We start from the raw sequence: 13,405 nt of genomic DNA, 5'->3' as shown, positions 1-13,405 counted from the left end.
TCCCGCCTCTGCCGAGGCTCCCGCCTCTGCCGAGGCTCCCGCCTCTGCCGAGGCTCCCGCCTCTGCCGAGGCTCCCGCCTCTGCCGAGGCTCCCGCCTCTGCCGAGGCTCCCGGCTCCGCAGGGGCTCCCGGCTCCGCAGGGGCTCCCGCTTCCGCCGAAGCTCCGGGCCAGGCTCCCGCCGGTCCGCCCGGCTCCGCTTCCGCCGGAGCCTCTGCCGGTCCGGCCGCCTCCGCCGACCTTCCGGATCCCGCCGAGTACGGTCGCGGCCTCCAGCTCGTCGCCACCCTCGCGGAGTCCTGGGGCATCACCTACCGCACCGGCCTCAAGACCGTCTGGGCCCGCCTCCCCGTCGACGACTGGAGCGGCCCGCCCGCCCCGCCTGACCGGGACTCCCTCAGGCGCGGGCTGCGCGCCGCCGAGATCCTCGCCCCCGCCGCCCGGCGCACCGAGCGCGACGACGCGGTCTGGGGCGGCCGGGGCGCCCCGGCCTTCCTCGCGGAGGCGTCCGACCTGCTGGCCGGGCAGCTCGACGAGGACCTGGTGGCCGCCATAGCGGGCCAGCTGCTGGTGCCCCGCCTCGCGGACTGGTGCGCGATCTGGCTGGAGGCCGAGGGCGGGGGACCGGGCGCCGAACCCCGGCTCGCCCGGGTCTGGCACAGCGACGAGACCGGTACGGAGCCGCTGCGTACGGCCCTGGAGCGGGAGCCCCTCCGCCTCCCCGCCGACATCGGCCCGGGCCCCGTACCCGTCCCCGTACCCTGGCGGGCGCAACACGGCCCGCACGCCCGGGGCGGCCTGCGTCCCGGCACCCCGCCCGCCGGGGACGTCCCGCACAGCCCGGACGCCCCGCATCCCGGCAGCCGCGACGGGGCCGCGCTCGCGTTCCGGATCACGGCGGGCGGCCGGGCGCTCGGGACCGTGCTCGTCGGCCGGGAGGGTGTCACCCGGTTGCCCGAGGCCGTCGCCTCGCTCATCGAGGACTTCGTCCGCCGCCTCGGCCTCGCCGTCGGCGCCGCCCGCGCCTACACCCGCCAGGCCACCATCAGCCGCATCCTCCAGCGAGGCCTGCTCCCCAGCAAGGTCGCGGAGATCCCCGGGGTGACCAGCGCCCTCGTCTACGAGCCGAGCGACGACGGCGTGGTCGGCGGTGACTTCTACGACATCTTCCCGTGCCCCGGCGACCGCTGGTGCTTCGTCCTCGGCGACGTCCAGGGCTCCGGGCCCGAGGCCGCCGTCGTGACCGGCCTCGCCCGCCCCTGGCTCCGGCTCCTCTCCCGCGAGGGGTTCGGCGTCGGGGAGGTTCTGGACCGGCTCAACCGGCTGCTGCTGGACGACGCCATGGAGGCGGCCGAGGCCGCCGCGCTGATGGTCGCCGCCGCCGGGGGCCGACAACTCCACGACGGCTCGCAGTCGCGGTTCCTCTCCCTGCTGTACGGGGAGGTCGTGCCGCTCCCCGGCGGGGGCGTCCGCTGCACGGTGGCCAGCGCCGGGCACCCGCTGCCGCTGCTGCTCCGCCCCGACGGCTCCGTACGCCCGGCGGCCGAACCGCAGGTGCTGCTGGGGGTCGTCGAGGACGTGGCGTACGAGAGCCAGACCTTCGACCTCGCGCCCGGTGACAGCCTGCTCTGCGTCACGGACGGGGTGACCGAGCGGCGGTCGGGCCCGCTGATGTTCGACGACGGGGACGGGCTGGCCCGGGTTCTCGCCGGATGCGCCGGACTGCCCGCCGACGCCACGGCCGACCGCATCCGGAGTGCGGTCCACGAGTTCGCCGAGCAGCCGCCGGACGACGACGTGGCCCTGCTGGTCCTGCACGCGGACTGAAACGTCTCCGGGGCGAGCGACAATGGACGGTATGCCTTCCGTACTGCCCGATGGTGAGCCCGTGCCCGACGACGGGGCGCTGCCCCGCCATGCCCTGGAAGGCGCAGCCGACCGCCCGCTCGGCTTCTACCTGCACGTTCCGTACTGCGCCACCCGTTGCGGCTACTGCGACTTCAACACCTACACCGCCACCGAGCTGCGCGGCTCCGGCGGGGCGCTCGCCTCCCGCGACAACTACGCCGCCCACCTCGTCGAGGAGGTCCGCCAGGCCCGCAAGGTCCTCGGTGACGACCCCCGCCCGGTCCGTACGGTGTTCGTCGGAGGCGGGACCCCGACTCTGCTCCCCGCCGCCGATCTCGTGCGGATGCTGGCGGCGATCAGGGAGGAGTTCGGGCTCGCGGAGGACGCGGAGGTCACCACCGAGGCCAATCCGGAGTCGGTCGACCCGGCCTATCTCTCCGCCCTGCGCGAGGGCGGCTTCAACCGGGTCTCCTTCGGGATGCAGAGCGCCAGACAGCACGTCCTGAAGATCCTGGACCGCACCCACACCCCCGGCCGGCCCGAGGCCTGCGTCGCGGAGGCGCGGGCGGCGGGGTTCGACCACGTCAATCTGGACCTGATCTACGGCACCCCGGGCGAGTCCGACGACGACTGGCGGGCCACCCTGGACGCGGCGATCGGGGCGGGCCCCGACCATGTCTCCGCGTACGCGCTCATCGTCGAGGAGGGCACCCAGCTCGCCCGCCGCATCAGGCGCGGCGAGATCCCCATGACCGACGACGACGCGCACGCCGACCGCTATCTGATCGCGGACGAGGCCTTCGCCGCCGCCGGTTTCGCCTGGTACGAGGTCTCCAACTGGGCCACCACCGAGGCAGGCCGCTGCCTCCACAACGAGCTGTACTGGCGCGGCGCCGACTGGTGGGGCGCGGGTCCCGGCGCCCACAGCCATGTCGGCGGGGTCCGCTGGTGGAACGTGAAGCACCCGGGCGCGTACGCCCAGGCGCTGGCCGAGGGCCGCTCACCCGGCGCCGGGCGGGAGATCCTGGCCGAGGAGGACCGCCGGGTGGAGCGTGTCCTGCTGGAGCTGCGGCTCCGCGAGGGCTGCCCGCTCGACCTCCTGAAACCCGACGGCCTCGCCGCCTCCCGCCGAGCCCTCGGCGACGGGCTGCTGGAGTCGGAACCGTACGGGAGGGGCCGCGCGGTCCTCACCCTGCGCGGGCGGCTCCTGGCCGACGCGGTGGTGCGGGACCTGGTGGACTGAGGCCGGGGCCCGGTAGCCGACAGCCAGGGGCCCGGAGGCCCCTGGCTGTGACGTCACTCCGGCAGCGTCACGAAGTCGATCAACTCCTCCACCCGACCGAGCAGTTGCGGCTCCAGGTCCTTGTAGCTGCGCACCTTGGACAGGATGTGCTGCCAGGCCGCGCCCGTGTTCTCCGGCCACCCCAGCGCCCGGCACACCCCCGTCTTCCAGTCCTGGCCCCGCGGCACCACCGGCCACGCCCCGATCCCCACCGACGACGGCTTCACCGCCTCCCACACGTCGATGTACGGGTGACCCACCACCAGCACATGCGGGTCCGAGACCTGCGCGGCGATCCGGGACTCCTTGGAACCGGCCACCAGGTGGTCCACCAGCACCCCGAGCCGCGCGTCCGGGCCGGGCGAGAACTCGCGGACGATGGACGGGAGGTCGTCGATGCCCTCCAGGTACTCCACGACCACGCCCTCGATCCGCAGGTCGTCGCCCCACACCCGCTCGACCAGCTCCGCGTCGTGCCGGCCCTCCACGTAGATCCGCCCCGCCCGCGCCACCCGGGCCCGCGCACCGGGCACCGCCACCGAGCCGGAGGCCGTACGGGTGGGGCGCACCGGGCCGCCGGGGGCCGGGCGGACCAGGGTGACCACCTTGCCCTCCAGCAGGAAGCCGCGCGGCTCCATCGGGAAGACCCGGTGCTTGCCGAACCGGTCCTCCAGGGTCACCGTGGGCCCCTGGGCCGTCTTCTCGCAGCGGATCACCGCCCCGCAGAAACCGGTGGCGACCTCCTCCACGACCAGATCGGGTTCGGCGGGGACCTCGGGCACGGGGGCGGACCGCTTCCACGGCGGGGTCAGGTCCGGCTGGTAGCTGCGCATGGCACGACGATAATTCGCCCCGCCGGTACGGAGATTCGCACCCCGCCACGACACGCGAGCCGGAGTGCGCGCCCGCGCGCCGCGTGAGCCACACGCCCGCCCGCCGCCCCACGCGACGCCGAAGCACCTCGCCCCGCCCCGCGGCCCTCACCCGACCCGAGGCCCCGCACCCCACCCCAGGCCCCTCACGCCACCCCGAAGCCTCACCCCACCCCGAACCGCTCCGCCAGCGCCTCCCGCTGCCCCCGGACGAACGCCGCGTCCACCACCGCCCCGTGCCCCGGTACGTACAGCGCCTCCTCGCCGCCCAGCTCCAGCAACCGGTCCAGCGCCGCCGGCCAGCGCGAGGGGACCGCGTCCCGGCCCGCCTGCGGGTCGCCGGACTCCTCCACCAGGTCTCCGCAGAGCACCACCGGAGGCTCCCCGTCCGCGCCCGGGACCAGCACCGCGAGGTCGTGGCCGCTGTGGCCCGGGCCCACGTTGGCCAGCAGCACCTGGCGGCCGCCGCCCAGGTCGAGCGTCCACTCACCGGTCACCTCGTGGTGCGGCACCACCAGCGTGTCCACCGCCCGGTGCGCCTCGTCCTCCGCGAGCCCGTGGTGCACGGCCGAGACGGCCAGCCCGTCCGCCGAGCGCTCCAGCAGTGCGGCGATCCCCACCGCCCCGTACACCTGCGCCCCGGCGAACGCCGCCGTGCCCAGCACATGATCGAAGTGCGGGTGGCTCAGTGCGATATGCGTCACCCTCCGGCCGAGCAGCGCCTCGGCCTGCCCGCGCAGCTCGGCGCCCTCGCGCAGCGTCGAGCCGGTGTCGTACAGGAGCACCCCGTCCGCCCCGGCCACCAGTGCCACCGTGGCGTCCCAGCCCGGAAGGCGCCGCCGGCCGACACCGTGACCCAACCGCTCCCAGCCGTAGTCTTCCCACAACACGTCCATGGGGCGACGCTATCGGCAACGTCCCGTACGGCTCGGCGGCGGCATGGCCGGTCACCCTTGCCCAGGCCCCACCCCACCCCCGTACACTGATCCGGTGGGTGGCTGGCACTCGTATGCAGCGAGTGCCAGACGGAGAGCCGGGGACAGAGCCCCGGGGAACGACAGTTGGAGGTGTGCGCCATGCTCAGCGAACGCAGGCTCGAGGTGCTGCGCGCCATCGTCCAGGACTACGTCGGCACGGAGGAGCCCGTCGGCTCCAAGGCGCTGACCGAACGGCACCAGCTGGGAGTCTCCCCGGCCACCGTCCGCAACGACATGGCGGTGCTGGAGGAGGAAGGCTTCATCGCGCAGCCGCACACGAGCGCGGGGCGCATCCCCACCGACAAGGGGTACCGCCTCTTCGTCGACAGGCTCGCGGGCGTCAAGCCGCTCTCCTCCGCCGAGCGCCGGGCGATCCAGAACTTCCTCGACGGCGCGGTCGACCTCGACGACGTGGTCGGCCGGACCGTGCGGCTGCTCGCGCAGCTGACCCGGCAGGTCGCGGTCGTGCAGTACCCCTCGCTGACCCGTTCGACGGTGCGCCACGTGGAGCTGCTGTCCCTCGCCCCCGCCCGGCTGATGCTCGTCCTGATCACGGACACCGGCCGGGTCGAACAGCGTATGATCGACTGCCCCGCGCCCTTCGGCGAGGCATCGCTCGCGGATCTGCGGGCCCGGCTCAACAGCCGGGTCGTCGGACGCCGCTTCGCCGATGTCCCGCGGCTGGTGCGGGAGCTGCCGGAATCCTTCGACAGCGAGGACCGGGGAACGGTTTCCACGGTTCTCTCCACCCTCCTCGAAACCCTGGTCGAGGAGACGGAGGAGCGGCTGATCATCGGCGGCACCTCCAACCTCACCCGCTTCGGGCACGACTTCCCTGTGATGATCCGGCCGGTGCTGGAAGCACTGGAGGAGCAGGTCGTCCTGCTGAAGCTGCTCGGTGAGGCCACGGACCCAGCCATGACCGTGCGGATCGGGCACGAGAACGCCCACGAGGGGCTCACCTCCACGTCCGTCGTCGCGGTCGGCTACGGTTCGGGCGACGAGGCAGTCGCCAAACTCGGCGTGGTCGGACCGACCCGCATGGACTACCCCGGAACGATGGGAGCGGTACGCGCAGTGGCACGTTACGTCGGACAGATCCTGGCGGAGTCGTAAGTGGCCACGGACTACTACGCCGTACTCGGCGTACGCCGCGACGCATCGCAGGACGAGATCAAGAAGGCATTCCGTCGGCTCGCCCGCGAGCTGCACCCGGATGTCAACCCGGATCCGAAGACCCAGGAGCGGTTCAAGGAGATCAACGCCGCTTACGAGGTGCTGTCGGACCCGCAGAAGAAGCAGGTCTACGACCTCGGCGGCGACCCGCTCTCCGCCAACGGCGGTGGCGGCGGCGCGGGCGGCTTCGGAGCCGGTGGCTTCGGCAACTTCTCCGACATCATGGACGCGTTCTTCGGCAACGCCGCCCAGCGCGGGCCCCGCTCGCGCACCCGGCGCGGCCAGGACGCCATGATCCGCCTGGAGATCGACCTCAACGAGGCGGCCTTCGGCACCACCAAGGACATCCAGGTCGACACGGCGGTCGTCTGCAACACCTGCAGCGGCGAGGGCGCGGCCCCCGGCACCTCCGCCCAGACCTGTGACATGTGCCGCGGCCGTGGCGAGGTCTCGCAGGTCACCCGGTCCTTCCTGGGCCAGGTCATGACCTCGCGCCCCTGCCCGCAGTGCCAGGGCTTCGGTACGGTCGTGCCGACGCCGTGCCCGGAGTGCGCCGGTGACGGCCGCATCCGCTCGCGCCGCACGCTCACCGTCAAGATTCCCGCGGGCGTCGACAACGGCACCCGCATCCAGCTCGCCGGTGAGGGCGAGGTCGGCCCCGGCGGCGGCCCGCCCGGCGATCTGTACGTGGAGATCCACGAGGTCGCGCACCCGGTCTTCCAGCGGCGCGGCGACGATCTGCACTGCACGGTCACCATCCCGATGACCGCCGCCGCCCTCGGCACCAAGTGTCCGCTGGAGACGCTGGACGGCCTGGAGGAGATCGACATCCGGCCCGGCACCCAGTCCGGCCAGTCGGTGCCCCTGCACGGGCGCGGCATCACGCATCTGCGCGGCGGCGGCCGGGGCGATCTGATCGTCCACGTCGAGGTGGTCACGCCGAGCAAGCTGGACGCGGAGCAGGAGCGGCTGCTGCGGGAGCTGGCGAAGCTGCGCGGCGAGGAGCGGCCCCTGGGCCAGTTCCAGCCAGGTCAGCAGGGCCTGTTCTCGCGGCTGAAGGACGCCTTCAACGGCCGCTGAGACGTTTTCCGCCTTTCACCGCGCCGCCCTCCGGTCCCCGACCGGAGGGCGGCGCGGCGTTCGGCAGGAGAACCGGTCACGCCGGACGCTGGCTGATTCGGCCCTGTGCGGCGGACGTGGCACGATGCGTTCATGTCCTCCGCGTTGACCGATCTCTGCCGGTATCCGATCGTGCAGGCCCCCATGGCGGGCGGCGCTTCCGGAGCTCAGCTCGCCGCCGCCGTCATCGAGGCCGGTGCGCTCGGGTTCCTGGCCGCCGGGTACAAGACGGCGGACGGGATGTACAACGAGATCAAACAGCTGCGCCGGCTCACCGGCGGCCCGTTCGGCGTCAACCTCTTCATGCCGCAGCCCGCCCTCGCCGACCCCAGCGCCGTCGAGGTCTACCGCCACCAACTGGCCGGTGAGGCCGCCTGGTACGAGACCCCGCTCGGCGACCCCGACAGCAGCGCCGGTGACGACGGGTACGAGGCGAAGGTCGCCATCCTGCTGGAGGACCCCGTCCCGGTGGTCTCCTTCACCTTCGGCTGCCCCACCCGCGACACGCTGGACGCCTTCGCGAAGGCGGGCACGTACACCGTCGTGACCGTCACGTCCGCCGAGGAGGCCCAGGCCGCCCAGTGGGCGGGCGCCGACGCCGTGTGCGTCCAGGGCGTCGAGGCGGGCGGCCACCAGTCCACCCACCGCGACGATCCGCAGGCCGACCACACCGGCACCGGGCTGCTCACCCTCGTCACCCAGGTCCGCGAGACCGTGCAGCTCCCCATCGTCGCCGCGGGCGGTCTGATGCGCGGCGGCCAGATCGCCGCCGTCCTGGCGGCCGGGGCCGACGCCGCCCAGCTCGGCACCGCCTTCCTCATCTGCCCCGAGTCCGGCGCCCACCTGCTCCACAAGCAGGCCCTGACCAACCCGCTCTTCGTCCGCACCGAGCTGACCCGCGCCTTCTCCGGGCGGCCCGCGCGCGGCCTGGTCAACCGGTTCATCCGTGAACACGGCCCGTACGCCCCCGCGGCCTACCCCCAGGTCCACCACCTGACCACCGGGCTCCGCCAGGCCGCCGCCAAGGCCGGGGACGCCCAGGGCATGGCCCTGTGGGCCGGGCAGGGCCACCGGATGGCCCGCGAGCTGCCCGTGGCCGAGCTGGTCGAGCTGCTCGCCGCCGAACTGGAGGCCGCCCGCACGGCCCTGAGCACGAGGAGCCCCCGGTGACGGCACCCGTCTTCGTCGTCGAACGGATGCCCACCGGACCGGAGTTCGTGCTCGACGGGCCCGAGGGGCGGCACGCCGTGTCGGTCCGGCGGCTGGAGCCCGGCGAGGACGTCGTCCTCACCGACGGGCTCGGCCACTGGGCGGAGGGCGTGGTCCGGGCCGCCGAGGGCAAGGACCGGCTGACCGTCACCGGCATCGGGACCATCCACGAGGAGCCGGAGCCCGCGCCCCGGATCACCGTCGTCCAGGCGCTCCCCAAGGGCGACCGGGGCGAGCTGGCCGTCGAGACGATGACCGAGACCGGCGTCGACGCGATCGTGCCGTGGCAGGCCGCCCGCTGCATCACCCAGTGGAAGGGCGACCGGGGCGCCAAGTCCCTGGCGAAGTGGCGCAGCACGGCCCGGGAGGCGGGCAAGCAGTCCCGCCGCGTCCGCTTCCCCGAGGTGGCCGGGGCCATGACGACCAAGCAGGTCGCCGCGCTGCTGGCCGGTGCCGACTTCGCCGGGGTCCTGCACGAGGACCGCGACCACGACAGCGCCCCGCTCGCCACCGCCGAACTCCCCGCCGCCGGCGGCATCGTGCTCGTCGTCGGCCCCGAGGGCGGCGTCTCCCCGCAGGAGCTGACCGCCTTCGCCGAGGCGGGGGCCCGCCCGTACCGGCTGGGCCGCAGTGTGCTCCGTACGTCCACGGCGGGCACGGCCGCGACCGCGCTGCTGCTGGGGCGCACGGGGCGCTGGGGCTGAACACGGTCCGGCGTCGCGCCAAGCGCTGGGTCGGCGACCCCACGGCCGGGCGCCGGGGAGGAGGAGTAGGGCCTGCCGCCTGCCGCCTGCCGCCTGCCGCCTGCCCTCTGCCGCGCGACGCCCGGCACGCGCGCTCGCGGCGTGGCCGAAAGGCCCTGGCAGCTCCGCTGCAGGACCATGGGGGCGCCGTGCGGTCGCACGCACCGGACGCCGCGCGGTCGCCCACCGGGCAGCGACGGCGGTTTGACGACAGGCCATAGCATGAGCCGTACGGATCATCAGCGAGCGAGGAGGCCCGGAGCCATGGCGGGAGAGCCGCAGACCGACTGCCTGTTCTGCAAGATCGTCTCGGGAGACATCCCGGCGACCATCGTCCGGGAGAGCGAGACCACCGTCGCCTTCCGCGACATCAACCCGCAGGCCCCGACCCATGTCCTGGTCATCCCGAAGACCCACTACCCGGACGCCGCCTCGCTGGCCGCCGCCGAACCGCGGGTCGCCGCCGATGTGCTGACCGAGGCCGCAGCGGTCGCCGCCGACGAGAAGATCGACTCCACCGGCTACCGGGTCATCCTCAACACCGGCTCCGGCGCCGGCCAGACCGTCTTCCACGCGCACGCCCACGTCCTGGGCGGCCGCGGCCTCCAGTGGCCGCCCGGATAACACCCGCACCGCAGGAGCGTTTCCCCATGTCCGTACGCGAGCTGGTGGTGCTCGGCACCGCCAGTCAGGTCCCCACCCGGCACCGCAACCACAACGGCTACCTGCTGCGCTGGGACGGCCAGGGCATCCTCTTCGACCCCGGCGAGGGGACCCAGCGCCAGATGCTGCGGGCCGGGGTGGCCGCGCACGACATCGACCGGATCTGCGTCACCCACTTCCACGGCGACCACTCCCTCGGGCTCGCCGGGGTGATCCAGCGCATCAACCTGGACCAGGTGCCGCATCCCGTCACCGCCCACTATCCGGCGAGCGGGCAGCGCTTCTTCGACCGGCTGCGGTACGCCACCGCCTACCGCGAGACGGTCCGGCTGTCCGAGGCCCCGGTCGCGGGGGCCGGCGGGGTGCTCGCCACCACCCCCGCGTACACCCTGGACAGCCACCGGCTCTCGCATCCCGTCGAGTCGTACGGCTACCGCGTCACCGAGCCCGACGCCCGCCGGATGCTGCCCGCCCTCCTCAAGGAGCACGGCATCGCCGGACCGGACGTCGGCCGCCTCCAGCGGGAGGGAGTTCTCGGCGGCGTCACCCTTGAGCAGGTCTCCGAGCACCGGCGCGGGCAGCGGTTCGCGTTCGTCATGGACACCCGGCTCTGCGACGGGGTGTACGCGCTCGCCGAGGGGTGCGACATGCTCGTCATCGAGTCGACCTTCCTCGACGAGGACGAGAAGCTCGCCACCGACCACGGCCACCTGACCGCGGGCCAGGCCGCCCGGGTGGCGAAGGAGGCCGGCGTACGCCATCTGGTGCTGACCCACTTCTCGCAGCGCTACAGCGACCCCGGACTCTTCGAGGCGCAGGCCCGCACCGCCGGATTCGACGGCGAACTCACCGTGGCCCAGGACCTGATCCGGGTCCCGCTGCCGCCTCGCCACCACTGACCCACCTTTCCCGACCCCGCCGGCACCACCGCTGTGCGCCCATCCAGCACCACCGTTTGCGAGAGACCGTGCACCTCCCCAAGGCAGAACTCCACCTCCACATCGAAGGCACCCTCGAACCCGAACTCGCCTTCGCCCTCGCGGAACGCAACGGGGTGACCCTGCCGTACGCCACCACCGACGAGCTGCGCCACGCCTATCGGTTCGAGGACCTCCAGTCCTTCCTGGACCTCTACTACGCGCTGATGGCCGTGCTGCGGACGGAGGAGGACTTCACCGAACTCGCCGACGCCTATCTCACCCGCGCCGCCGCCCAGGGCGTCCGGCACGCGGAGATCTTCTTCGACCCGCAGGCCCACACCGCCAGGGGCGTCCCCGTCGGCACGGTCGTCGAAGGGCTGAGCCGGGCCCTGGAGCGCAGCGAGGAGACCCACGGGATCTCCACCCAGCTCATCCTGTGCTTCCTGCGCGACCTCTCCGCCGAAGCGGCCCTCGGCACCCTGGACGCCGCCCGCCCCTACCTGCACCGGATCAGCGCGATCGGCCTGGACTCCGCCGAGGTCGGCCACCCGCCCGCCAAGTTCCGCGAGGTGTACGAGGCGGCCACCGCCCTCGGCCTGCGCAAGGTGGCCCACGCGGGGGAGGAGGGGCCGCCGGAGTACATCAGGGAGGCCCTGGACGTCCTCGGCGTGGAGCGGATCGACCACGGGCTGCGCTGCATGGAGGACCCGGAGCTGGTGGCGCGGCTGGTCGCGGACCGGGTGCCGCTGACGCTCTGCCCGCTCTCCAACGTCACGCTGCGCACCGTGGACACACTGAAGGACCACCCGCTGCCGGAGATGATGGCGGCGGGGCTCCTCTGCACGGTCAACTCCGACGACCCCGCCTACTTCGGCGGGTACGCCGGGGACAACTTCGACGCCGTTCGGGACGCCCTCGCCCTGGAACCGGAGCAGCTGCGCACCCTGGCCCGCAACTCCTTCGAGGCGGCCTTCCTCGACCACGACGAGGAGCGCCGGGCGCGCTATCTGTCCGAGGTCGAGGCGTACGTGTTCGCCTGACCGGGCCCGCCGTCCGGACCGGCCGTCCGGATCGCGCTGCGCACCAGCCGCCTGCGCCGTACGCGCAGTTCGGTGACGGGCTGCTCCGGTGAGCCGAGCTTCGGCACCGCACCGGGGAGGCTGCCGGTGGTGGCGGCCAGCAGCGCGGCCGGGGCGCCACCGCGGCGGCGGACCGAGCCGGGCACCAGCGGGCGGCCACCGGTGTGCAGCGCCACGGCGGTGACGGGCGCGGCGACCAGGAGCGTTGCCGCGCCGAGGACCAGCCCCATCACCGGGTAGCCGGCCTCCTCGGAGAGCACGCTGCCCAGGAGCGGGCCGCAGGCGACGCCCACGGAGGAGGCCGAGCCCGCCAGGACCGCCCAGCGGCCCCGCACGTCCAGGGAGGCGGCAAGACCGATCAGATAGGAGAGGACCACCGGGTAGACGGTGTTCCACAGGATCTCGCCGGTCGCGAACGAGGCGAGGTCCCGGGCCGAGGAGCTGAGCACGATGCTCCCCGAGATGATCACGGTCCCGAGCCCGATCGGCACCGCCCGGCCCACCCGCGCCCCGAGCACGCCGGCGCCCATGATGCCCAGCAGCCCCGCGCCGAGGGCGGTGGCGAAGACCGCGCCGACGGTGACCTCGGTCAGCCCTGCCTGCGTGATGCCGATGCGGCTGCTGACGCCCCACAGCGCGTTCTGCGCCATGGACCAGACGAGCATGCCGCCCGCCAGGACGAGCCCGGAACGGCGGTGCGGCAGACGGCCGGTGAGCGGGGAGGCGGACTCCTCGGGGGCCGTGGGGCCGTTCAGCCGGGCGGTCGCGGGCCAGACGAGCAGGGCCACCAGCGCGACCGCGGCGAAGGGGAGCCGGTGGCCGCCGCCGAGGTGGGGGATCGTCAGATAGAGGGCGCCCGCCGTGGCGGAGACGGTGAGCAGCCCGAGCGAGGACGTCCGGTGTGGGTCGCGCCGGGCCGCGATCCCGGCCGCCGCGACCGCCGTCGCCGCCCCCGAGCCGAAGCCGCCGACCACCACGGAGGCCACCACCAGCGGTACGGACCCGGCCAGCGCGGCGGAGCCGTACCCCACGGTGGCCAGCACCAGACCGACCCGGGCGGGGGTCCGGGCCCCGTACCGCTCGACCCGCCCCGCCAGCGTGAAGCCGGCGCTCGCCGAACTCAGCAGCAGCACGCTGCCGACCAGCCCCGCCTGCGCGGCACTCAGACCGAGATGGGCGCTGAGCCGGCCGACGATGGTGGGGAGCAGGTAGGAGGCGAGGTAGCCGGCCGTGAAGACGGCTACGACGGGCCACGCGGTGCGCGGGCGCGAGGACATGGGCGTTCCTGGAGACATGCCTGAGCAGGCAGGGGGAGGGGAGGGTGAGCGACGCGCGCGGGGCAGGGCGGAGCGATGCCGACGCGCGGGCGGGGTAAGGCAGCGGAAATACAGGGGAATGCGGGAGATACGAGAAATGCGGCTCTCGTCGGGCAACGTCCCCGAGGGTGCTCGCGGGGCAATTTGTATCAAGCGCTCCCAGCCCACCGAAAGCCGCCTCGCTGTGATCTGGGCCACTTATG

Annotated in this window: 12 protein-coding genes; 9 read left to right on the top strand and 3 right to left on the bottom strand. The window is 73.9% G+C overall.

Going from position 1 to position 13,405, the window contains the following annotated elements; translation table 11 throughout:
* Both AC0682_RS30155 and hemW read left to right on the top strand, forming a co-directional pair.
* Window positions 1-1,825, top strand: a 1,825-nt coding sequence (locus AC0682_RS30155; protein WP_478536338.1) for a SpoIIE family protein phosphatase, incomplete at its 5' end; no start/stop codon positions are given.
* A gap of 22 nt (window positions 1,826-1,847) precedes the next feature.
* A complete protein-coding gene (hemW, locus tag AC0682_RS30150) occupies window positions 1,848-3,089 on the top strand; it encodes a radical SAM family heme chaperone HemW (protein WP_478536336.1) in 1,242 nt (413 codons plus the stop codon).
* A gap of 53 nt (window positions 3,090-3,142) precedes the next feature.
* On the opposite strand, the gene AC0682_RS30145 is transcribed toward hemW, so the two are convergent.
* Complete coding sequence (locus tag AC0682_RS30145) at window positions 3,143-3,961, bottom strand: DUF3097 domain-containing protein (RefSeq protein ID WP_478536335.1); 819 nt, start codon at window positions 3,959-3,961, stop codon at window positions 3,143-3,145.
* A 203-nt stretch (window positions 3,962-4,164) separates the two neighbouring features.
* Window positions 4,165-4,896: an MBL fold metallo-hydrolase gene (locus AC0682_RS30140; protein WP_478536334.1), complete on the bottom strand. Its 732-nt coding sequence runs from the start codon at window positions 4,894-4,896 to the stop codon at window positions 4,165-4,167.
* Window positions 4,897-5,076: 180 nt separating this feature from the next.
* Here AC0682_RS30140 and hrcA point away from each other — a divergent pair, with 180 nt between their 5' ends.
* The 7 genes from hrcA (at window position 5,077) to AC0682_RS30105 (ending at window position 11,847) form a co-directional block, all read left to right on the top strand.
* Window positions 5,077-6,093, top strand: coding sequence for a heat-inducible transcriptional repressor HrcA (gene hrcA, locus AC0682_RS30135; RefSeq protein ID WP_478536332.1), 1,017 nt, complete (start codon window positions 5,077-5,079; stop codon window positions 6,091-6,093).
* Window positions 6,094-7,233 carry a molecular chaperone DnaJ gene (gene dnaJ, locus AC0682_RS30130; RefSeq protein ID WP_254812592.1) on the top strand — a complete coding sequence of 380 codons (1,140 nt, stop codon included), beginning with the start codon at window positions 6,094-6,096 and terminating at the stop codon, window positions 7,231-7,233. It abuts the gene before it with no gap.
* Between the two features lie 132 nt (window positions 7,234-7,365).
* Window positions 7,366-8,442, top strand: a complete 1,077-nt coding sequence (locus AC0682_RS30125; RefSeq protein WP_254812593.1) for a nitronate monooxygenase — start codon at window positions 7,366-7,368, stop codon at window positions 8,440-8,442.
* Window positions 8,439-9,185: a 16S rRNA (uracil(1498)-N(3))-methyltransferase gene (locus tag AC0682_RS30120; RefSeq protein ID WP_254812594.1), complete on the top strand. Its 747-nt coding sequence runs from the start codon at window positions 8,439-8,441 to the stop codon at window positions 9,183-9,185. The genes AC0682_RS30125 and AC0682_RS30120 overlap by 4 nt, the downstream gene beginning before the upstream one ends.
* 303 nt (window positions 9,186-9,488) lie before the next feature.
* Complete coding sequence (locus AC0682_RS30115; RefSeq protein ID WP_478536329.1) at window positions 9,489-9,848, top strand: histidine triad nucleotide-binding protein; 360 nt, start codon at window positions 9,489-9,491, stop codon at window positions 9,846-9,848.
* A 26-nt stretch (window positions 9,849-9,874) separates the two neighbouring features.
* Window positions 9,875-10,786: a ribonuclease Z gene (locus tag AC0682_RS30110; protein WP_254812596.1), complete on the top strand. Its 912-nt coding sequence runs from the start codon at window positions 9,875-9,877 to the stop codon at window positions 10,784-10,786.
* 68 nt (window positions 10,787-10,854) lie between these two features.
* On the top strand, window positions 10,855-11,847 hold the full coding sequence (locus tag AC0682_RS30105) for an adenosine deaminase (protein WP_254812597.1): 993 nt from the start codon (window positions 10,855-10,857) through the stop codon (window positions 11,845-11,847).
* Here AC0682_RS30105 and AC0682_RS30100 read toward each other — a convergent pair.
* A complete protein-coding gene (locus AC0682_RS30100; protein WP_254812598.1) occupies window positions 11,811-13,163 on the bottom strand; it encodes an MFS transporter in 1,353 nt (450 codons plus the stop codon). The two genes, AC0682_RS30105 and AC0682_RS30100, sit on opposite strands and share 37 nt — an antisense overlap.
* Window positions 13,164-13,405: the final 242 nt, after the last annotated feature.

It is taken from the genome of Streptomyces sp. NPDC043746, from assembly GCF_056436485.1.
Note: the sequence above shows the minus strand (reverse complement) of the source record. Positions and strands in the feature narration are given on the sequence as shown.

Bases quoted from the DNA above. Each gene is read 5' to 3' on its own strand.
- hemW (WP_478536336.1), top strand. From the start codon at position 1,848: ATGGACGGTATGCCTTCCGTACTGCCCGATGGTGAGCCCGTGCCCGAC.
- AC0682_RS30145 (WP_478536335.1), bottom strand. From the start codon at position 3,961: ATGCGCAGCTACCAGCCGGACCTGACCCCGCCGTGGAAGCGGTCCGCC.
- AC0682_RS30140 (WP_478536334.1), bottom strand. From the start codon at position 4,896: ATGGACGTGTTGTGGGAAGACTACGGCTGGGAGCGGTTGGGTCACGGT.
- hrcA (WP_478536332.1), top strand. From the start codon at position 5,077: ATGCTCAGCGAACGCAGGCTCGAGGTGCTGCGCGCCATCGTCCAGGAC.
- AC0682_RS30125 (WP_254812593.1), top strand. From the start codon at position 7,366: ATGTCCTCCGCGTTGACCGATCTCTGCCGGTATCCGATCGTGCAGGCC.
- AC0682_RS30115 (WP_478536329.1), top strand. From the start codon at position 9,489: ATGGCGGGAGAGCCGCAGACCGACTGCCTGTTCTGCAAGATCGTCTCG.
- AC0682_RS30110 (WP_254812596.1), top strand. From the start codon at position 9,875: ATGTCCGTACGCGAGCTGGTGGTGCTCGGCACCGCCAGTCAGGTCCCC.
- AC0682_RS30100 (WP_254812598.1), bottom strand. From the start codon at position 13,163: ATGTCCTCGCGCCCGCGCACCGCGTGGCCCGTCGTAGCCGTCTTCACG.